This window comes from Pseudomonas sp. 273, assembly GCF_029201425.1.
In the GTDB taxonomy this organism is placed as follows: Bacteria; Pseudomonadota; Gammaproteobacteria; order Pseudomonadales; family Pseudomonadaceae; genus Pseudomonas; species Pseudomonas delhiensis.
Window position 1 is genome coordinate 5618224 of the sequence record NZ_CP116775.1, and the last position, 20361, is coordinate 5638584.

Sequence of the window (20361 nt, forward strand, 5' to 3'; positions counted from 1 at the left end):
CCGCGATGAATTCCATGCAAAACGCTCCCGCCGGCGACCCGAGCCTGGTCTACCCCTCGCCCCTGAAAGAGTTCTGGCAAGCCTTCGCGCACAACAAGGGTGCGGTGGGCGGCCTGGCGTTCATGGTGCTGATCGTCTTCTGCGCGCTGTTCGCGCCCTGGGTGGCGCCCCACGACCCCAGCGAGCAGTTCCGCGACTTCCTGCTCACCCCGCCGGTGTGGCTGGAGGGCGGCACCGGGCAGTTCCTGCTGGGCACCGACGAAGTGGGCCGCGACATGCTCTCGCGGCTGATCTTCGGCGCCCGCCTGTCGCTGCTGATCGCCCTGAGCTCGGTGGTCATCTCGCTGCTGCCGGGGCTGGTGCTGGGCCTGGTCGCCGGCTTCTCGCCGACCCGCCTGGGCCCGGTGATCATGCGCCTGATGGACATCATGCTGGCGCTACCCTCGCTGCTGCTGGCGGTGGCCATAGTCGCGGTGCTCGGCCCAGGGCTGTTCAATACCGTGATCGCCATCGCCGTGGTCTCGCTGCCCTCCTACGTGCGCCTGACCCGCGCGGCGGTGCTCGGCGAGGTCAACCGCGACTACGTCACCGCCTCGCGCCTGGCCGGCGCCGGCATCTGGCGGCTGATGTTCGTCACCGTGCTGCCCAACTGCATGGCGCCGCTGATCGTCCAGGCCACTCTGAGCTTCTCCTCGGCCATCCTCGACGCCGCCGCCCTGGGCTTCCTCGGCCTCGGCGTGCAGCCGCCGACCCCGGAGTGGGGCACCATGCTGGCCTCGGCGCGCGACTACATCGAGCGCGCCTGGTGGGTGGTGAGCCTGCCGGGCCTGGCCATCCTGCTCAGCGTGCTGGCGATCAACCTGGTGGGCGACGGCCTGCGCGACGCGCTGGACCCGAAACTCAAGAGCGCGGCGTGAGGATGACCCCGATGAAGACTGCGCTTTTCGTAGGAGCGAGCTTGCTCGCGAACCTGCCTTTCCTCCCTGCCGCCGTTCGCGAGCAAGCTCGCTCCTACAAGAGCAACACGCTGGAGACCGCCGTATGAGCCTCCTGGAAATCCGCAACCTCTCGGTGCGCTTCGGCGGCGCCGACGCCGTACCCGTGGTCGACGGCCTCGACCTGAACGTCGACAAGGGCGAGGTGCTGGCCATCGTCGGCGAGTCCGGCTCCGGCAAGTCGGTGACCATGATGGCGCTGATGGGCCTGATCGACGCCCCCGGGCGCATCACCGCCGACACCCTGCGCTTCGACGGCAGCGACATGCTCAGGCTCAAGGGCCGCGAGCGCCGGCGCATCGTCGGCAAGGACATCGCCATGGTCTTCCAGGACCCGATGACCGCCCTCAACCCCAGCTACACCGTGGGCTTCCAGATCGAGGAAGTGCTCAGGCTGCACCTCGGCCTGCGCGGCAAGGCCGCGCGCCAGCGCGCCCTGGAGCTGCTGGAGAAGGTCGAGATCCCCGGCGCCGCCCAGCGCCTGGACGCCTACCCGCACCAGCTCTCCGGCGGTATGAGCCAGCGCGTGGCCATCGCCATGGCCATCGCCGGCGAGCCCAAGCTGCTGATCGCCGACGAGCCCACCACGGCACTGGACGTGACCATCCAGGCGCAGATCATGGAACTGCTGCTGAACCTGCAGCGCGACGAGGGCATGGCGCTGATCCTGATCACCCACGACCTCGCCGTGGTCGCCGAGACCGCCCAGCGCGTCTGCGTGATGTATGCGGGCCAGGCGGTGGAGATCGGCCAGGTGCCGGCGCTGTTCGACCTGCCCACCCACCCCTACACCGAGGCGCTGCTCAAGGCGATTCCCGAGCACAGCGCAGGCCTGGAGCGCCTGGCCACCCTGCCCGGCATCGTCCCCGGCCGCTACGACCGCCCGCAGGGCTGCCTGCTGTCGCCGCGCTGCCCCTACGTGCACGACGACTGCCGCGCCACTCGCCCGGCCCTGGAACCCCACGTCCGCGGCGCGGTGCGCTGCTACTACCCGCTGAACCTCAAGGAGGTGGTCTGATGGAAGCCGTACTGACCGCCCGCGACCTGACCCGCCACTACGACATCGCCCAGGGCCTGTTCAAGCCCCACGCCCTGGTCCGCGCCCTCAACGGCGTGTCCTTCGAACTGCAGGCCGGCAAGACCCTGGCGGTGGTCGGCGAATCCGGCTGCGGCAAGTCCACCCTGGCCCGCGCCCTGACGCTGATCGAGGAACCCACCTCCGGCTCCCTGCGCATCGCCGGGCACGAGGTGAAGGGCGCCAGCCACGAGCAGCGCAGGCAATTGCGCCGCGACGTGCAGATGGTGTTCCAGAACCCCTACGCCTCGCTCAACCCGCGGCAGAAGATCGGCGACCAGCTCGGCGAACCGCTGCTGATCAACACCAGCCTGTCGCGCGGCGAACGCCGCGAGCGGGTGCAGGCGATGATGCAGCAGGTGGGCCTGCGCCCGGAGCACTACCAGCGCTACCCGCACATGTTCTCCGGCGGCCAGCGCCAGCGCATCGCCCTGGCCCGCGCCATGATGCTGCAGCCCAAGGTGCTGGTGGCCGACGAGCCGACCTCGGCGCTGGACGTGTCGATCCAGGCCCAGGTGCTCAACCTGTTCATGGACCTGCAGGAAGAGTTCGGCACCGCCTACGTGTTCATCTCCCACAACCTGGCGGTGGTGCGCCACGTGGCCGACGACGTGCTGGTGATGTACCTCGGCCGCCCGGCGGAAATGGGCCCGGCGGACAAGCTCTACGAACGCCCGCTGCATCCCTACACCCGCGCCCTGCTCTCGGCCACCCCGGCGATCCACCCGGACCCGGGCAAGCCGAAGATCAAGATCCAGGGCGAGCTGCCCAACCCGCTCAACCCGCCCAGCGGCTGCGCCTTCCACAAGCGCTGCCCCTATGCGACGGAGCGTTGCAAGGTGGAGGTGCCGGCGCTGCGGCCGCTGGATGAGCGGCAAGTGGCTTGTCACCATGCGGAGCAGTTTCTGGGGTAGCCGGGGACGGTGGTGCTCGTGCTGGGTCCCGTTCCCTCTCCCTGAAGGGAGAGGGAGCTTGTCCGTGCCGGCTGGAGGTAAGGTTTCAGCCGGATAGCACAGCGTCCGGCTAACGCCGAATTATCAGCGCACTCCGAACGGCCCCCTCTCCCTCCGGGAGAGGGCTGGGGTGAGGGGAACGGAGCCTCCCTGTAATCCACAACACCCCCACACACCCACCTCCTCTTGTAGGAGCGAGCTTGCTCGCGAACCCGCCCAACCCCACAGCCCCCGGCGAAATCCCTTCGCGAGCAAGCTCACTCCTACACCTCCCTCAACAATGCCAACCGCGCCCCGAACCCGATCAGCAGGGAAGCAAAGGCCCACTGCTGCACCCGCTGCGCCAAGGCATGCCGCTCCAGCCAACGCCCCAACCGCGCCCCGCTCAGCGCGTAGAAACCGTCGAAAGCCAAGCCCACCAACACCAGCACCGCCCCCAGCACGCCAAACTGCAACGCCAACGGCCCCGCATCCGGCCGCACGAACTGCGGCAACAACACCGAACAGAAGAGCAACGCCTTGGGATTGAGCAGATTGGTCAACAACCCATTGCCAAAGGCCCGCCGCCAACTCCGCGCCTGGACCTCGGCCACAAGCTCGATACCCGCCAACGACGGCCGCCCCAGCAACATGCGCAGCCCCAGCCACGCCAGGTAGGCCGCGCCGGCCAGGCGCACCGCATCGAAGGTCCAGGGCACGCTGCGGAACAGCAGGGCCAGCCCGGCACCGGCCAGCGCCACGTGGCAGGCCCGCGCCGTGGCCAGGCCCAGGGCGGTGACCAGGGCCGCGCGGCCGCCGCGGCTGGCGCCGGTGTGCAGCAGCAGGAGCATGTCCGGCCCGGGCAACAGGTAGACCATCGCCAGGGCTAGCAGGAAGACGCCGAAATCCATGGTTCGCACTCCGCAGGAAGGGATTCCGGTCAAGGATTCTATGCCCGACGGCCAGGGCAGGTGCTTGCGTATTCGGCTTGCCAGCTCAGGTAGTTTTGGCATGATCTGCCAATCCAAATCCTGAAAGCTGGCCAGATATGCCAAACCACAAACTGGACGCCTACGACCACCGCATCCTCGCCGCGCTGCAGCGCGACGGCCGCCTGAGCAACGTGCAGCTGGCCGAGGCCATCGGCCTGTCGCCCTCCCCTGCCTGCGCCGCGTGCGCCTGCTGGAGGAGGCCGGGGTGATCCGCCGCTACGGCGCCGACCTGGACCGCGACCAGGTCGGCCTGGGCCTGACGGTGTTCGTCGGGATCAAGGTGGAGCGCCACCACGAGGAACAGGCCGAGGCCTTCCGCCAGGCGGTGATCGACCTGCCCGAGGTGATCTCGGTGCACCTGGTCTCCGGCGAGTCGGACTTCCTGCTGCAAGTGGTGGTGCCGGACCTGCGCGCCTACGAGCGCTTCCTCACCGGCACCCTGCTGAAGCTGCCCGGGGTGAGCGACATCCGCAGCAACTTCGCCATCAGCACCCTCAAGGAATCGGCGCCGCTGCCCCTGCAGCACCTGCCCCGCTAGCCGCGGAAGAAACGGTAGAACCGCCGCAGTTCGTCCTGGGCCGCTTCCAGGGTCGTCTCGGCGAAGCGCACCTCGGCGTGGGCCGGGCACTGCGCCAGACGGCCCAGGTCCAGGGGGTGGACGAAGCCGAGCAGCGGGTAGCCGCCCATGCTCTGGTGGTCGGCCAGCAGGACGATGGGCTGGCCGTCCGGCGGCACCTGGATGGCGCCGCGGACCATGCCCAGCGACCACTGCCGGCGCGGCGCGCACAGCGGCTCGCCCTGCAGGCGCGCGCCCATGCGGTCGGACTGCGGGCTGAGCTGCCAGGCGCGGCGGAAGAAAGCCGCGCGCTGCCCGGGCTCGAAGGCGTCCGCATCGCCACCGTGCAGCACGCGCAGCACGGGCGTCTCGCGGTAGTCCGGCACGTAGGGCCAGGGCACGCTGGCGCCGCGCGCGAAGGCTTCGCCGCTGGCCGCGCAGGGCAGCAGGTCGCCCTCCGCCAGCGCCCGGCCGTCGCCGTGCAGGCCGCCCAGGCCCTCGCGGCGCTGGGTGGCGATGCTGCCCAGCACCGGTTCGACATGGAAGCCGCCCGCCACCGCCAGGTAGGCGCGCTGGCCGCTGGCGGCGAAGCCCAGTTCCAGTTCCTGCCCGGCATGCACAATGAAGCGCGACCAGCCGGGACGCGCTTCGCCATCCACCCGAACCGGTAACTGCGCACCGCACAGCGCCAGCCAGCAGTCCACCTCGGCCCGCAGGCGCAGGCCGCCCAGGGCCACTTCCAGCAGCGGCGTGCCCCAGGCATTGCCCAGCAGATGGTTGGCCCAGGCCGCGGAATCGATATCCACAGCCCCGCCCGGCGATACCCCGAGGTGCTGCCAGCCATGGCGGCCGGCGTCCTGCAACAGGCTCAGCGGCCCGGCCCTGAGCACCCGCAGGCCGCTCATGGGCGTCCTCCGGCGCGGCGGAAGGCGGCTTCGTCGATGGGCAGGAAGCGCACCAGGTCGCCGACTGCCAGCGGGCAGGGTGGCTCGCGTCGTGGATCGAACAGGCGTTGCGCGGTGAGCCCCAGCAGGTGCCAGCCGCCCGGCGAGGCCTGTGGATAGACCGCGGTCTGCCGCTCGGCGATGGCCAGGCTGCCGGCCGGCACGCGGGTGCGCGGCCGGGCCCGGCGCGGCAGGGCCAGGCGCTCGTCCAGCTCGCCCAGGTAGGCGAAGCCCGGGGCGAAACCGATGGCACCCACGCGGTACTCGCGGGCGCAGTGCAGCTCGATCACCTGCCCGGTGCCCAGGCCGCAGGCCCGCGCCACTTCCGCCAGGTCCTCGCCGGCGTACCACACCGGGATTTCGTGCAGGCGGCCGGCGGCGTCGTCCGGCTCGGGGCCGGGCCAGCCCGCCAGCAGGGGCGCCAGGCGGCGCTGCAGGTCGAGGGCGTCGGTGCGACGCAGGTCGTAGTGCAGCAGCAGGGTGGTCCAGCCCGGCACCAGGTCGGTCAGCAGCGCGCCCAGGGCCGCGCGCAGGCGTTCGGCCAGGGCGGCGATGCGCAGCGGCAGGTGCGCGTCCGGGCGTTCGGCCAGGGTCAGCAGCAGGGCTTCGGCGCCGAAGGGCTCGACGCGGATCATGCGGCGTCCAGCAGGCCACGCAGGCGCCGCAGCACCGCCAGGGATTCGGGGTTGTCGCCATGTACGCAGAGGCTGTCGGCGCGCAGCCGCAGGGGGTTGCCGTCGATGTCCGGGAAGGGCTCGCCGCGGGCGATGGCCAGGGCCTGGTCGAGGATGCGCTGCGGCTCGTGGTGCACCGCGCCGGCCAGGCGCCGCGGGGCCAGCTGGCCGTCGGGCAGGTAGGCGCGGTCGGCGAAGGCCTCGAACATCAGCGGCACGTCGGCCGCATCGGCCAGGGCCAGTTCGCGGCGGTTGTCGGCCAGGGCCAGGACCATCAGCGGCAGGCCCTTGCGGTAGGCCGAGCAGGCGTCGAGCACCGCGGCCAGCAGGGCGTCGTCGCGGACCAGGTCGTTGTACAGCGCACCGTGGGGCTTCACGTAGTCGACGCGGGTGCCGGCGGCGCGGCAGAAGGCGTCCAGCGCGCCCACCTGGTACAGCACCAGGGCCTGCACCTCTTCCGGCGAGCAGCTCATGTGGCGGCGGCCGAAGCCGGCCAGGTCGGGGTAGGACGGGTGCGCGCCTATGCTCACGCCCTGTTCCACCGCCAGGCGCACGGTGCGCTGAAGGGTCAGCGGGTCGCCGGCATGGAAGCCGCAGGCCAGGTTGGCCTGGTCGATCAGCGGCATGGCGTGGACGTCGTCGCCCATGCGCCAGGCGCCGTAGCTTTCCCCCATGTCGCAGTTGAGCAGGATGCGGGTTGACTGATCGGTCATGATACTGCCTCGACTTCGCCGGCGAGTTTCGGAAACATCCCTAGGGTAAACCAGAGGGCCATCATTTAGTCTTAGGAATATTCAGTAACGATTCAGGGGAGTAATATCCTCCGCTTCCTCCCGCCGAAAGCCATCGAATCGAAGATGAAAGCCCTGATCCTGGCGGCCTACGCGGCCTGCATCGTCTATGTGCACGTGCGTGGCAAGGTCCGTCACAAGCTGTCCCGGCAGTTGAGCGACCACTCCAGCTTCCTCGCCCCGCTGAACTGCTTCATGTACCTGTTCTCCAAGGTACCCAACACCCCTACCTGACACCCAACGCCTTCCCGGAGATGCAGAAGCTCACCGACAACTGGGAAGTCATCCGCGCCGAGGCCCTGCGCCTGCGCGAGGCCGGCAGCATCAAGCGCTCCGAGCAGTACAACGACGTCGGCTTCAACTCCTTCTTCAAGACCGGCTGGAAGCGCTTCTACCTGAAGTGGTACGACGACGCCCACCCCTCGGCCGACGTGGTCTGCCCGCAGACCACCGCGCTGCTGCGGGAAATCCCCTCGGTGAAGGCGGCGATGTTCGCCGAGCTGCCGCCGGGCTCGCGCCTGGTGCGCCACCGCGACCCTTACGCCGGCTCGCTGCGCTACCACCTGGGGCTGTTCACCCCGAACGACGAGGGCTGCTTCATCGAGGTCGATGGCCAGCGCTATTCGTGGAAGGACGGCGAGGCCGTGGTGTTCGACGAGACCTACATCCACTACGCCGAGAACACCACCGGGCACGACCGGGTGATCCTCTTCTGCGACGTCGAGCGGCCGCTGAAGTACCGCTGGGCGCAGGCCTTCAACCGCTGGTTCAGCCGCAACGTGATGGCCGCCGCGGCCTCGCCCAACGACGCCGGCGACAAGACCGGCGGCATCAACCGCGCCTTCGGCACGCTGTACAAGATCCGCCTGCAGGGCAAGGCACTGAAGAAGCGCAACCGCAAGCTGTACTACCTGCAGAAGTGGACGTTCTTCGGGGCGATCCTGGCGTTCATTCTCTGGATCTGAAGGGCGGCTGCAGGCGGTAGGCTACAGGCGACAGGCAAGAGCGCAGCGGCACCTGGGTACCAATCCGCGAATCGCGCGGGTGGGATGGCGTAGGAGCAACTGTCTTGCAGGCCGTGCCGAGATGCTCGCTCCTACGAAAATCGCTGCCAGCCGGTGATGTAGGATCTCATCCGCGAATCGCGCCGGAACCTCCGGTTATCGCGGACAAAGTCCTACGTCCGTGCTCGACCGTAGGGCGAATAACCGTTCGCGGTTATCCGCCGTTGGCCGGAACGCCGGTGCCCGACGGCCTCGGCGGATAACGCCGTAGGCGTTATGCGCCCTACGGTGCGGGCGGCCACGGTTTTCGGGGGATGATTCCGGGCCCGCCCCTTCGCTCTTGCCTGCCGCCTGTAGCCTGCAGCCTGCCGCCCTAATAAACATCCCGCCGATAGCGCCCCTCCTCCAGCAACGCCTCCACCGCCAGGTCGCCCAGCGCTTCGCGCAGCACCGCGTCCACGCCGCCGGCCATGCCTTCCAGGCTGCCGCATACGTAGATGGCGGCGCCCTCTTCCAGCCACTGCGTCAATTCCACGGTGCGTTCGCGCAGCACGTCCTGCACGTAGACCTTTTCCGCCTGGTCGCGGGAGAAGGCCACGTCCAGGCGCTGCAGTTCGCCGCTGAGCAGGTAGTCCTCCAGCTCTTCGCGGCAGTAGAAGTCGTGCTCGCGGTTGCGTTCGCCGAACAGCAGCCAGTTGCGCCGGCGGCCGGCGCCGATGCTGGCGCGCAGTAGCGAACGCAGGCCGGCCAGGCCAGTGCCGTTGCCTATCAGCAGCAGCGGGCGGTCGTCCTCCGGCAGGTGGAAGCCGGCGTTGCGGCGCAGGCGCAGGGCCAGGCCGGCGCCCGGCTGCAGGTATTCGGTGAGCCAGCCGGAGCCCACGCCCAGGCTGCCGTCGGGGTGGCGTTCCTGGCGCACGATCAGCTCCAGGGCGCCGTCGCTGGGCAGCGAGGCGATGGAGTATTCCCGCGCTGCCAGCGGCACCAAGGCATCCAGCACGGCTTGCGGGTGCAGGCCGACCAGATGGCCGTGGGAAACCGGCAGTTCGCGCCCGGCCAGGGCATCGGCCAGGGCCACGCTGCCGCCCTCGACCTCGACGCGGGCCTGGCCGTCCAGGCCCAGGCGCGCCAGCCAAGCCAGCACGCGCTCGCGGGGATGCTGCGGGAGGATTTCCACCAGGTCGCCGGCGCGCCAGTCGGCGGCGCTGCCGGCCGGCGGTTGCAGGCGCAGCAGCCAGGTGGACTGGCCCTGGCTGCCGGGGTTCAGGTGCTCGCGGGCGGCCAGGCTCCACAGCTCGAACTGCGCAGCGGCGAAGGGCGCCGGCGCGGCCGTGCCGGTCAGTTGCGCCAGGCGCTGTTGCCAGTCGCGCAGGGCCGCGGCGTCGCCGTTGTCCACTTCCACGCCGTCGAACAGCGGCTGCGCGCCCTGCCCTTGCAGCCAGCCCTGCAAGCGCCGGGCGAAGCCGCAGAAGGCCTGGTACTGGCGGTCGCCCAGGGCGAGCATGGCGAAGCGCAGCTGGCCGAGGCCGGCGGCTTCGCCGAGCAGCTTGCGCTCGAAGCCGCGGGCGCTGTCCGGGGCCTCGCCGTCGCCGAAGGTGCTGACCACGAAGAGCGCATTGCGCGTCTGTTCCAGTTGCTGGCGGTCCAGGCGCGCCAGGGGTTCCACGCGCACCGCCAGGCCCGCGGCCTGCAGCTGCCCGGCGCTCTGCCAGGCCAGTTGTTCGGCGAAGCCGCTCTGGCTGGCGTAGCCCACCAGCCAGGCGTCGCCGCCACTGGCGTCACCCAGCCCGGCGCGGGCGGCCTGGGCGGCCTTCTTCTTGCGCCGGCGGTCGAGGTAGAGCAGCCAGCCGGTGACGAAGAACAGCGGCATGGCCAGGCTCGCCAGCATCATCAGGATGCGCCCGGGCATGCCGAAGTAGCTGCCCACGTGCAGGGCATAGACGCTGGTCAGCAGCTGCTTGCCGAAGCTGCTGTCGGCATAGCGGCTGTCGCCCAGCAGGCGGCCGCTCTTCGGCTCGATGCGCATTTCGTTGAAGGCGCGTTCGTGGGCGGCGTCGTCCAGGCGGTAGAACACCATGGCCGGCTGCCCGCCCACCGGCGGCAGGCGCAGGTTGTAGGCCGCAAGGCCGGGGCCGGCGGTGCTGCGCAGGGTGTTCCAGAGGGCGCTGTAGTCCACTTCCAGCGGCGGCCCCTTGGGCGCTTCGCCGCCACGGCCACCGCGGCCGCCCTGGCGCTGCTGGCCGGCCGGGGCGTCGTCGAGCAGCTTGAACAGCGCGCCGCGGTACCAGTCGTAGGACCAGTACAGGCCGGTCAGCGAGGCCAGCAGGTAGAAGGCCAGGCACCAGGTGCCGGCCACCGCGTGCAGGTCCCAGTTGAAGGCGCGGCCCTTCTTGCGCCAGTCCAGGGCCAGCCAGGCGCGCCAGCTGAGCAGCTTGCGCGGCCAGCGCAGGTACAGGCCGGAGAGGCAGAAATAGATGAGGATCAGGGTGCAGGCCGCGGTCACCTGCTTGCCGAACTCGCCCAGGGCCAGGAAGCGGTGCAGCTGCATGACGAACATGAAGAAGCCTTCCCCGGACGGCGCCGGCAGGAAGGCTGCGGTGTAGGGGTCGACGTAGCGCGACTCGCCGCGGCGCTGGCCCGGCGGCGGGGTGTAGAAGATACGGCCGGCCTCGTCGCCGTCCACCGTGACCCAGACGAAGGAGACCTTCTTGCCCGGTTCGGCGGCTTCCACCCGCTGCACCAGCTCGTCCAGCGCCAGGGTGCCGCCGGGCTGCTTCTGCACGGTCAGGCTGGCAGGGTTGAAGGCGCGCAGCAGTTCGTCCTGGAACGACAGGGTCGCCCCGGTCACGCCCATCAGGGCCAACACCAGGCCGGCGCTTATGCCGAAGAACCAATGCAGCTGGAACCAGACTTTCTTCAACACCTTGCTCTCACCTCAGGCGCGGGGCGCCAAACATAGAAAACCCCGCCCGAAGGAGCAACGGGCGGGGTGCACGGAAGGCCGTGCGATCAGAAGTGCAGGTTCACCCCCAGCAGCGCGGTGCGGCCCGGGGCCACGTGGGCCATGTGGGTGCTGTAGACCTGGTCGAAGTAACGCTTGTCGGTCAGGTTCTGCACGTTCAGCTGCAGGTCGACGTTCTTGCTCAGCTTGTAGCTGGCCATGGCGTCGTAGCGCCAGTAGGACGGGATGTAGGTCGAGTTGGCAGTGTTGCCGAACTGCTTGTCCACGTAGGTGGTGCCGCCGCCGATGGTCAGGTCCTGGAGCAGCTCGTAGGTGGTCCACAGGGTGAAGTTGTTCGGAGCCACCTGCGGCATGCGGTTGCCTTCGTCGGACTTGGTGCTCGACTTGCGGATCTCGCTGTCCAGGTAGGTGTAGCCGCCGAAGACCTTCCACTTGGGCATCAGTTGGCCGCTGAAGCCCAGCTCCACGCCCTGCACGCGCTGTTCACCGTCGAGCACCTGGAAGGAGCTGTTGTCCGGGTCGGCGACGCGGGCGTTGGTCTTGTCGGTGCGGAACACCGCGGCGTTCAGCGACAGCGCCTCGTCGAAGAAGTCCCACTTGGTGCCCAGTTCCAGGTTGCGGTTGCGTTCCGGGTCCAGGCTGGTGTTGGCCGCGCTGACTTCCTGGCCGCCTTCGCCTGCGGTCTCGCCGCTGGGGTTGCTGGAGGTGGACCAGGCCAGGTAGATGCTGCCGTTGGGCAGCGGCTTGTAGACCAGGCCGGTCTGGTAGTTCCAGAAGTGGGTGTTGCTCTCGCGCTTGAAGTTGCCCGGCGCCGCGCCACGGCCGCCGGTGCTGTAGCCGCTGGACTCGGTGTCGAAGTCGTCGTAGCGCAGGCCCAGGTTCAGGTCCCACTGCTCGTTGAGCTTGAGGGTGTCGAACACGTAGGCGGCCGAGGTCTTGGTATCGGTGTCGGTATAGGCCTGGCTGTCGACGATGCTGCCGGTCCAGGGGTCCTTGGGCGTCGGGTTGGCCAGGCTGGTGCAGTCGCCGCTGGCCAGCAGGGCGGCGTTGCAGGTGTTGCCCGGCGCCCCCGGGTTCACCACGTAGGGGCGGTTGTGCACGTCCTCGTAGCTGAACTCCAGGCCGGTCACCAGGCTGTGCTTGATGAAGCCGGTGTCGAAGCTGGCCTTCAGGTCGGTCTGGTTGACCCAGCCCTTGGAGGTGGAGTTGCGGTTCTTCGACGAGCGATAGACGTAGCCGTTGGCGACGTTGCCGCGGCTGTCGTCGGGGTTGCTGACCACGTAGTCGAGGGTGGTGCGGACCATGCGGAAGCTGTTGGACAGCGTCAGGTCGTCGTTGAGGTCGTGCTCGATGCGGAAGGTGCCGCTGTCGGTGGTGCTCTGGCGGTAGTCGCGGTGGGTCAGGCCGTAGAAGTTGTCGCGGTCGACCGATGCCGGCTTGCTCGGGTTGTGCTTGCTGCGGTCGACGTTGGTCAGCGGCAGGCCGTAGTCCGGGATGTCGTCGGTATCCAGGTGGTAGTACGAGAGGGTCGCGCGGGTCGGGGTGTTGAAGCCGAAGGTGACGGTCGGCGCCACGCCCCAGCGGCTGACGCTGACGTCGTCGCGGCCGGCGACGTTGGCCTCGTGCTTCATCAGGTTCAGGCGGAAGGCCGCGTTGTCGCCCAGGGTGTGGTTGACGTCCAGGGTGGTGCGGTGGGTCTGGTCGGAACCGTAGGTGAAGCTGGCGTCGTTGAAGTCCTGCAGCTTGGCGGTCTTGCTGACCAGGTTCAGGCTGCCGCCGGTGGAGCCGGCGCCGGTGTAGGCCGAGCCCGGGCCCTTGCTGACCTCGATCTGCTCGATGTTGAACACCTCGCGGGTCTGCGAGGCGACGTCGCGCATGCCGTCCAGGAAGGTGTCGCTCTCGGCGTTGAAGCCACGGATGAACGGACGGTCGCCCGCCGGGTTGCCGCCCTCGCCGGCGCCGAAGGTGATGCCGGGGGTGGTGCGCAGGGCATCCACCAGGGTCAGGGCGCCGGTGTCCTTGATCACCTGCTGCGGGATCACGGTGACGGTCTTGGGCGTCTCGAGCAGCGGCGCGGTGTACTTCTGCGAGGCCGATTGCTGGACGTTGTAGGTTTCCTCGCCCGGCTGGCCGACGACGGTGTCGGCATCCAGCGACAGCACATCCTGCGCGGGCTTCTTCTCGGTGGATTCCGCCGCCTGGGCGAAGTGGCTGCCGGACATGGCGGTGATGGCCACACCGACGGCGGAGACCAGCAGGCGCGGAGCGCTGGTGGCTTCGACAGTTTGACGCGACATCGAAAGTTCCCTCCCCAGGGACTTGCTGAAGGCCGCGAAATCTAGTGCAAAACGAGAATCTGTATCAATTAGTAAATATTATCAGACGCACTTTATTTACAACATTTACATTTGCCCCGTGCGACCGTTCGCCACCTCCGCTATACGCTGCAAATGCAAATGTCTATCATCGGCGTCGGATTTTCATTTGACCGAGCCCCGCCATGCTGCTGCACATTCCCGGCCTGTTCACCCGCGACGAGGTGACACGCATCCGTACCGCCCTGGAACAGGCCGAGTGGGGCGACGGCAAGGTCACCGCCGGCTACCAGTCGGCCAGGGCCAAGCACAACCTGCAGCTGGCCCAGGACCACCCGCTGGCCCGCGAGATCGCCGAGGCCATGCTCCAGCGCCTGTGGCAGAACCCGCTGTTCATGTCCGCCGCCCTGCCGCACAAGGTGTTCCCGCCGCTGTTCAACTGCTACACCGGCGGCGGCAGCTTCGACTTCCACATCGACAACGCCGTGCGCGACGTGCACAACGGCCGCGAGCGGGTGCGTACCGACGTCTCCTCCACGCTGTTCTTCAGCGACCCCGAGGACTACGACGGCGGCGAGCTGGTGATCCAGGACACCTACGGCGAGCAGCGCGTGAAGCTGCCGGCCGGCGACCTGGTGCTGTACCCCGGCACCAGCCTGCACAAGGTCGAGCCGGTGACCCGCGGCGCGCGCCTGGCCTCGTTCTTCTGGACCCAGAGCCTGGTGCGCGAGGACAGCCAGCGCGCCCTGCTGTTCCAGATGGACCAGGCGATCCAGAAGCTCACCCGCGACGTGCCGGAGCACCCGGCCCTGGTCGAGCTGACCGGCACCTACCACAACCTGCTGCGGCGCTGGGTCGAGGTCTGACATGGCGTTCCTCCTGCGCCGGCGCGAAGAGCTCTCGGTGGAGCAGCTGCGCGCCCGCCTGGCCAGCGACCCGCGCCAGGCCGCGGCGGCCATCCTCGAAGCCGCGCGCCAGGACGATGTCGAGGCCCAGGCGCTGCTCGGGCAGATCCTCCTCGACGGCCAGGGCATCGAGCGCGACCCGGCGCTGGCGGTGACCTGGTTCCGCATCGCCGCCGAACGCGGCCACGCCATGGCCCGCAACATGCTCGGGCGCTGCCTGGAGCACGGCTGGGGCGTGCCCGCCGACCCCGCCGAAGCGGCCGAACACTATGCCCGCGCGGCGGCCGTGGATCTCGACTGGGGCCTGTACAACCTGGCCAACCTGCTGGCCACCGGCCGCGGCGTGCCGCGCGATGCGGCCCATGCCCTGGCGCTGTACCGGCGCGCCGCCGACCTCGGCCACGCCAAGTCGATGAACCTGGTCGGCCGCCATCACGAGGAAGGCCTGTGCGTGCCGCGCAACCCCGAGCTGGCCCGCGAGTGGTACCGTCGCTCGGCCGTCGCCGGCGACTTCCGCGGCCAGTTCAGCCACGCCGCGGCGCAGGCCGAGCAAGGCGAGGTGGAAGACGCGCGCTACTGGCTGCTGCGCGCCCTGGAAGGCGGCAACCTGAACTTCCTGCGGGTGGCCCGCGAGCAGCTGGAGCGGGCGCCGCAGCCGGAGCTGCGCAGCCTGGCCCTGGCCTACTACCGACGCGCCGCGGAAATCGGCGAGACGGCCGACGCCGACCTCTTCGCTGCGGCCCTCAAGCGCCTGTGAGCGCTCTCTTGACGTTTTCTTCACACACCCTTGCCCTGCTCTTCACACGCATCCCGCTAGGCTCGCTGCCCAACTGACCGCCCCGGACGGGCGGCTTCTGCAAGACGAGGCAAGCGTGTCGACTGCAACCAACCCCTCCCCCCGCAAGGTGGACTGGGCCGGCCTGGGCTGGCTGCTGCTGTTCTTCTGGTACTTCTCCGGCGTCACCCAGGCGCTGATCCTGTTCAGCGGCACCACCGGCTTCGCCGGCTTCCGCGACGCCTTCTTCCTCAGCAGCCTGTGGCTGGCCCCGGCCCTGCTGCTGCCGCGCTTCACCCGTGGCCTGGCGGCGCTGATCGGCCTGGTGCTGTGGGCGGCCTCGCTGGTCGGCCTGAGCTACTTCGGCATCTACCACCAGGAGTTCTCGCAGAGCGTCATCTTCGTCATGTTCGAATCGAACACGGCCGAGGCCAGCGAGTACTTCAGCCAGTACTTCAGCACCTGGCTGTGCCTGGCCCTGCTGCTCTACACGGCGGTGGCGGTGCTGCTGTGGCGACGCGTGCGCCCGCTGCGCATGCCGGCGCCGGCCCGGGTGGCCCTGGCCATGCTGCTGGTGGCGGCGAACCTGGCGTACCCCTTCTACAAGCAGATGGTCACCCAGGACCGCAGCTTCGCCGAGGCCCTGGAGAAGGTGCAGCAGCGCATGGAGCCGGCGGTGCCCTGGCAATTGGCCGTGGGCTATGCGCAGTACCGCCAGCAGCTGGACAACATGCAGAAGCTGCTCGACCGCAACGCCGCCCTGCCGCCGCTGAAGAACCTGCGGGACGGCAGCGGCGAGGCGCCGCGCACCCTGGTGCTGGTGCTGGGCGAATCCACCACCCGCGAACACATGCACCTGTACGGCTACGACCGGCCGACTACGCCGAACCTCGACGCCCTGGCCGCCGCCGACCGCAACCTCACGGTGTTCAGGGACGTGGTCTCGCCGCGCCCCTACACCATCGAGGTGATGCAGCAGATCCTCACCTTCGGCGACGAGCAGCACCCGGACCGCTTCCTCACCGACCCGTCGCTGATCAACCTGATGAAACAGGCCGGCTACAAGACGTTCTGGATCACCAACCAGCAGACCATGACCAAGCGCAACACCATGCTCACCACCTTCTCGCAGCAGACGGACGAGCAGTTCTACCTGAACAACCAGCGCAACCAGAACGCCCGCCAGTACGACGACGTGGTCTTCACGCCCTTCGAGCAGGTGCTCAGGGACCCGGCGCCGAAGAAGCTCATCGTGGTGCACCTGCTGGGCACGCACATGGACTACCGCTACCGCTATCCCGAGGCCTCGGCCCGCTTCAAGGACCGCCAGGGCGTGCCGGCCGGGCTCTCCGACGACCAGGCGGACACCTACAACGCCTACGACAACGCGGTGCTGCACAACGACTTCGTGGTCGCCAACCTGATCAAGCGCTACGCCGCCAGCGAAGCGAACGGCTTCCTGGTGTACCTCTCCGACCATGGCGAGGAGGTCTTCAGCTCCGGCAAGCACGACCGCCTGGGGCGCAACGAGGGCGACCCGACGCGGCCGATGTATACCATCCCCTTCCTGCTCTGGACCTCGCCGAGCTGGCAGCAGGCCCACCCGCGCGACCTGCAGGCGATGAGCGGAAGGCCCTACAGCAGTTCGCACCTGATCCACACCCTGTCCGACCTGGCCGGCCTGAACTACGACGGCTACGAGCCGGGCAAGAGCCTGGTCAGTCCCGAGTTCGTCGCGGCGCCGCGCTGGATCGGCGACCCCTACGCGAAGAACGGCCTGCACGAGTTCGACAAGCTGCCGCTGGAGAACGCCACGGGCGACCAGCAGATCGCCAGGGCCGGCAAGGCACCGGCCACCGCCCAGGTGCGCCAGGCCAACGAGGGTTGAGGCCGCGCGGGCCCTGCCCGCGAATCGCGCGCAGGGCGCGCTCCTACATGGGCACGGTGTTGGGGCAATCCACGAATCACGCCGATACGTCCGGCTATCGCGGACAGGGTCCTACGCCCGTGCCTTCCTGGAACTGTAGGCTGCGCCGAGGTGCTCTTCGTAGGAGCGAGCTTGCTCGCGAACCAACCCTCCGGCACCGTGCCAGCCCGGTTCGCGAGCAAGCTCGCTCCTACGAAAAGCCGCGCCTACACCTCCGGCGAACACTACGCCCGTAGGATGGGTTGAGCGAAGCGATACCCATCATCACCACCGCATGGGTTTCGCAAGCTCAACCCATCCTACGAAAAGCCCCTCGGCGCAGTCGGGAAGGCATTGGCCGGGACAAAAGAAAAAACCCCGCATCGGCGGGGTTTCTTCGGTCCAGCTACGGCTTAGATGTAGAAGGCCTTCAGCGGCGGGAAGCCGTTGAATTCCACCGCACTGTAGCTGGTGGTGTAGGCACCGGTGGACAGCCAGTACAGGCGGTCGCCGGCGGCCAGGTTCAGCGGCAGGCCGTACTTGTAGTGCTCGTACATGATGTCGGCGCTGTCGCAGGTCGGGCCGGCGATCACCACTTCCTCCATCTCGCCCTTCTTCTCGGTCCAGATGGGGAACTTGATCGACTCGTCCATGGTTTCGATCAGGCCGGAGAACTTGCCCACGTCGGCGTACACCCAGCGCTCCACCGCGGTGCGCGACTTGCGCGCCACCAGCACCACTTCGCTGACCAGGATGCCGGCGTTGGCGATCAGCGAGCGGCCCGGCTCGAGGATGATCTCCGGCAGGTCATCGCCGAAATCTTCCTTGAGGAAGCGGATGATTTCCTCGGCGTAGGTTTCCAGGTCGTTGGTCTTGGCGATGTAGTTGGCCGGGAAGCCGCCGCCCATGTTGATCATCTTCAGCTCGATGCCGTCTTCTTCCTTCAGGCGCTCGAAGATCACCTTGACCTTGGCGATGGCCGCGTCCCACACCGAGATGTCGCGCTGCTGCGAGCCGACGTGGAAGGAGATGCCGTAGGGCACCAGGCCCAGCTGGCGGGCGAGGATCAGCAGGTCCATGGCCATGTCGGTCTGGCAGCCGAACTTGCGCGACAGCGGCCAGTCGGCGGTGGTCGAACCCTCGGTGAGGATGCGCACGTAGACCCTGGAGCCCGGCGCGGCCTTGGCGATGTTGCGCAGGTCGGCCTCGGAGTCGGTGGCGAACAGGCGCACGCCCTTCTCGTAGAAGTAGCGGATGTCCTTGGCTTTCTTGATGGTGTTGCCGTAGCTGATGCGCTCCGGGCCCACGCCGGTCTTCATCACCTTGTCCAGCTCGTAGATCGAGGCGATGTCGAAGTTCGAGCCCTTGTCGCGCAGCAACTCGGTGATCTCGGTGGCCGGGTTGGCCTTGACCGCGTAGTACACCTTGGCGAACGGGAAGCAATGGGTCAGCTGGTCGTAGGCGTTGGCGATGGTCTGCTTGTCGATGACGACGAAGGGGGTTTCCTGCTTGTCGGCGAATGCCTTCATGCGCTGGAAGGTTTCAGGGGCGAAGTAATCCTCGACCTTGATGGACATGGTTGGGACTCCCAATGGCAAAACACATGGATACGTAGGGGTGAAGCTGAACGTCTAATCCGTTTCCCCACTTTGGTTCGCCTACTTCCCAAGGCATGTCGCCGAGTATCGCGACCGCGGTCCGCGACCTGCGATCTCTCGTCGTCAGTACTTGAGCCGGATGGATCGTTTCCAGCATGGACGTTCGGGCGCGAACTTTAGGACCTGAAGTCCGCGAGTTCAACCAGAAATTGCCGCTTTCCCGAATCCCTTTGTCGCCTGGCCGGTTGACTGTTCTAGATACTCGACAAAATGCACGGAATACCGCACAGCACGGGGTTTCCAGGGGTATCGGACGCACTTTCGGATCGATCCGATCATCCCCCTTCTTTTTGACAGACCGGGGACAACGGCGGGGGTTCAGCCGAAGCGTCGCCACGCACCTTGCGTTGGAGAAAGTTCGCGCACCAGCCTCGGAAACCCCCACCATGGGAGGAACCCATACTCCCCGCCCCTGTCGGACAAAACCTCGGCGTTCGCCAACACGCCCGCCGTATCCGGTTATCATCCGGTTCCTTTTCCGCGTGCCCCCGACCCAGGGATAGGTCACTGGGGCCGGCCCACTTGCCTTGCCAAGGAGTACCTGCATCATGCTCGACCTCGCCGCGGCGTTCATCACGCTCACCACCCTGCTCACCTACGTGAACTACCGCTTCGTGCGGCTGCCGCCGACCATCGGCGTGATGGCCACGGCGCTGGTGTTCTCGCTCATCGCCCAGGGCCTGTCGATGGCCGGCTACCCGGTGCTGGAGGTGGAGATGCAGCAGATCATCCGCCGCATCGACTTCTCCGAAGTGCTGATGACCTGGTTCCTGCCCGCGCTGCTGTTCGCCGGCGCCCTGCACGTGAACCTGGGCGACCTGCGCAACTACAAGTGGCCCATCGGCCTGCTGGCCACCTTCGGCGTGCTGATCGCCACCACGGTGATCGGCTACCTGGCCTACTACACCTTCGCCCTGTTCGGCTGGCACGTGGACTTCATCTACTGCCTGCTGTTCGGCGCGCTCATCTCGCCCACCGACCCCATCGCCGTGCTCGGCATCCTGCGCTCGGCCGGCGCGCCCAAGCCGCTGGCCACCACCATCGTCGGCGAGTCGCTGTTCAACGACGGCACCGCGGTGGTGGTGTTCACCATCCTCTTCGGCATCCTCCAGGCCGGCGAGGCGCCCACCGTCTCGGCCACCACCTGGCTGTTCCTGCAGGAGGCCGTGGGCGGCGTGCTGTTCGGCGCGGCCCTGGGCTACGGGGTGTTCCTGATGATGCGCGGCATCGACCAGTACCAGGTGGAGGTGATGCTGACCCTCGCCCTGGTCATCGGCGGCGCCGCCCTGGCCGCGCGCCTGCACGTGTCGGCGCCGATCGCCATGGTGGTGGCCGGGCTGATCATCGGCAACCACGTCCGCCAGTACGCCATGTCCGACGAGACGCGGCGCTACGTCGACAAGTTCTGGGAGCTGATCGACGAGATCCTCAACGCCCTGCTGTTCGCCCTGATCGGCCTGGAGCTGCTCCTGCTGCCGTTCAACTGGCTGCACGTGGTGGCCGCCTTCGTCCTCGGCGGCGCGGTGCTGGTCTCGCGCCTGCTCACCGTGGCCCCGGCCATCCTGGTGCTGCGCCAGACCGAGGCCGGCGGCCGCCAGGTGCCGCGCGGGACCATCCGCATCCTGGTCTGGGGCGGCCTGCGCGGCGGCGTCTCGGTGGCCCTGGCGCTGTCGCTGCCGCTGGGCGAGCAGCGCGACCTGATCCTCAGCCTGACCTACGTGGTGGTGCTGGTGTCCATCCTGCTCCAGGGCCTGTCCATCGGCCCGCTGGTGCGCGCCATCTACCGTGGCGAGGCACGCCCGGCGGCGGACGAGCATTGAAGTCCGGCCTTGCGTCGCCGCGGGTGCTGGCGACGCAAGGCTTTGGGTTATAATCCCGCG

Annotated in this window: 14 protein-coding genes and 2 pseudogenes; 9 read left to right on the top strand and 7 right to left on the bottom strand. The window is 68.4% G+C overall.

Annotated features, from left to right (window positions below):
* The first annotated feature begins 5 nt into the window (after positions 1–5).
* The 3 genes from PKO50_RS25635 to PKO50_RS25645 all read left to right on the top strand — a co-directional run bounded on the left by PKO50_RS25635 (position 6) and on the right by PKO50_RS25645 (position 2984).
* Positions 6–917: an ABC transporter permease subunit gene (locus PKO50_RS25635; protein ID WP_275627610.1), complete on the top strand. Its 912-nt coding sequence runs from the start codon at positions 6–8 to the stop codon at positions 915–917.
* A gap of 124 nt (positions 918–1041) precedes the next feature.
* Positions 1042–2013 (top strand): ABC transporter ATP-binding protein, encoded by a 972-nt coding sequence (locus PKO50_RS25640; RefSeq protein ID WP_109932852.1) that lies wholly within the window; start codon positions 1042–1044, stop codon positions 2011–2013.
* Positions 2013–2984: a peptide ABC transporter ATP-binding protein gene (locus tag PKO50_RS25645; RefSeq protein WP_109932850.1), complete on the top strand. Its 972-nt coding sequence runs from the start codon at positions 2013–2015 to the stop codon at positions 2982–2984. The genes PKO50_RS25640 and PKO50_RS25645 overlap by 1 nt, the downstream gene beginning before the upstream one ends.
* 302 nt (positions 2985–3286) lie before the next feature.
* On the opposite strand, the gene PKO50_RS25650 is transcribed toward PKO50_RS25645, so the two are convergent.
* The gene (locus tag PKO50_RS25650; protein WP_275627611.1) at positions 3287–3913 is read right to left on the bottom strand and encodes a LysE family translocator; all 627 of its coding nucleotides are present in this window, start codon (positions 3911–3913) and stop codon (positions 3287–3289) included.
* Positions 3914–4050: 137 nt separating this feature from the next.
* Here PKO50_RS25650 and PKO50_RS25655 point away from each other — a divergent pair.
* Positions 4051–4532 (top strand): annotated as a pseudogene (locus PKO50_RS25655) (Lrp/AsnC family transcriptional regulator).
* Here the strand turns inward: PKO50_RS25655 and PKO50_RS25660 are convergent.
* The 3 genes from PKO50_RS25660 to PKO50_RS25670 are packed head-to-tail and all read right to left on the bottom strand — an operon-like array spanning position 4529 to position 6881.
* A complete protein-coding gene (locus tag PKO50_RS25660) occupies positions 4529–5455 on the bottom strand; it encodes a biotin-dependent carboxyltransferase family protein (RefSeq protein WP_109932844.1) in 927 nt (308 codons plus the stop codon). The pseudogene PKO50_RS25655 and the gene PKO50_RS25660 overlap by 4 nt on opposite strands.
* Positions 5452–6129, bottom strand: coding sequence for a 5-oxoprolinase subunit PxpB (gene pxpB / locus PKO50_RS25665; protein WP_275627612.1), 678 nt, complete (start codon positions 6127–6129; stop codon positions 5452–5454). The genes PKO50_RS25660 and pxpB overlap by 4 nt, the downstream gene beginning before the upstream one ends.
* On the bottom strand, positions 6126–6881 hold the full coding sequence (locus tag PKO50_RS25670; RefSeq protein WP_275627613.1) for a 5-oxoprolinase subunit PxpA: 756 nt from the start codon (positions 6879–6881) through the stop codon (positions 6126–6128). The genes pxpB and PKO50_RS25670 overlap by 4 nt, the downstream gene beginning before the upstream one ends.
* Positions 6882–7025: 144 nt before the next feature.
* Between PKO50_RS25670 and lpxO the strand changes: the two are divergent.
* A pseudogene (lpxO, locus tag PKO50_RS25675) lies at positions 7026–7924 on the top strand (lipid A hydroxylase LpxO).
* A 412-nt stretch (positions 7925–8336) separates the two neighbouring features.
* Here the strand turns inward: lpxO and PKO50_RS25680 are convergent.
* Both PKO50_RS25680 and PKO50_RS25685 read right to left on the bottom strand, forming a co-directional pair.
* Entirely contained in the window at positions 8337–10880 is a 2544-nt protein-coding gene (locus PKO50_RS25680) for a sulfite reductase flavoprotein subunit alpha (protein WP_256595813.1), read from the bottom strand.
* An 89-nt stretch (positions 10881–10969) separates the two neighbouring features.
* Complete coding sequence (locus tag PKO50_RS25685; RefSeq protein WP_109932836.1) at positions 10970–13219, bottom strand: TonB-dependent siderophore receptor; 2250 nt, start codon at positions 13217–13219, stop codon at positions 10970–10972.
* Positions 13220–13422: 203 nt separating this feature from the next.
* On the opposite strand from PKO50_RS25685, the gene PKO50_RS25690 reads away from it, so the two are divergent.
* From PKO50_RS25690 to PKO50_RS25700, 3 genes are all read left to right on the top strand, one after another.
* On the top strand, positions 13423–14103 hold the full coding sequence (locus PKO50_RS25690; protein ID WP_275627614.1) for a Fe2+-dependent dioxygenase: 681 nt from the start codon (positions 13423–13425) through the stop codon (positions 14101–14103).
* Position 14104: 1 nt separating this feature from the next.
* Positions 14105–14899 (top strand): tetratricopeptide repeat protein, encoded by a 795-nt coding sequence (locus tag PKO50_RS25695; RefSeq protein ID WP_109932832.1) that lies wholly within the window; start codon positions 14105–14107, stop codon positions 14897–14899.
* Between the two features lie 115 nt (positions 14900–15014).
* Positions 15015–16805, top strand: coding sequence for a phosphoethanolamine transferase CptA (locus PKO50_RS25700; RefSeq protein WP_275627615.1), 1791 nt, complete (start codon positions 15015–15017; stop codon positions 16803–16805).
* A 431-nt stretch (positions 16806–17236) separates the two neighbouring features.
* Here PKO50_RS25700 and PKO50_RS25705 read toward each other — a convergent pair whose 3' ends face one another.
* Entirely contained in the window at positions 17237–18400 is a 1164-nt protein-coding gene (locus PKO50_RS25705) for a type III PLP-dependent enzyme (protein ID WP_109932828.1), read from the bottom strand.
* 629 nt (positions 18401–19029) lie between these two features.
* Between PKO50_RS25705 and PKO50_RS25710 the strand changes: the two genes are divergently transcribed.
* The gene (locus PKO50_RS25710; RefSeq protein ID WP_109932826.1) at positions 19030–20301 is read left to right on the top strand and encodes a sodium:proton antiporter; all 1272 of its coding nucleotides are present in this window, start codon (positions 19030–19032) and stop codon (positions 20299–20301) included.
* The last annotated feature ends 60 nt before the right edge of the window (positions 20302–20361 follow it).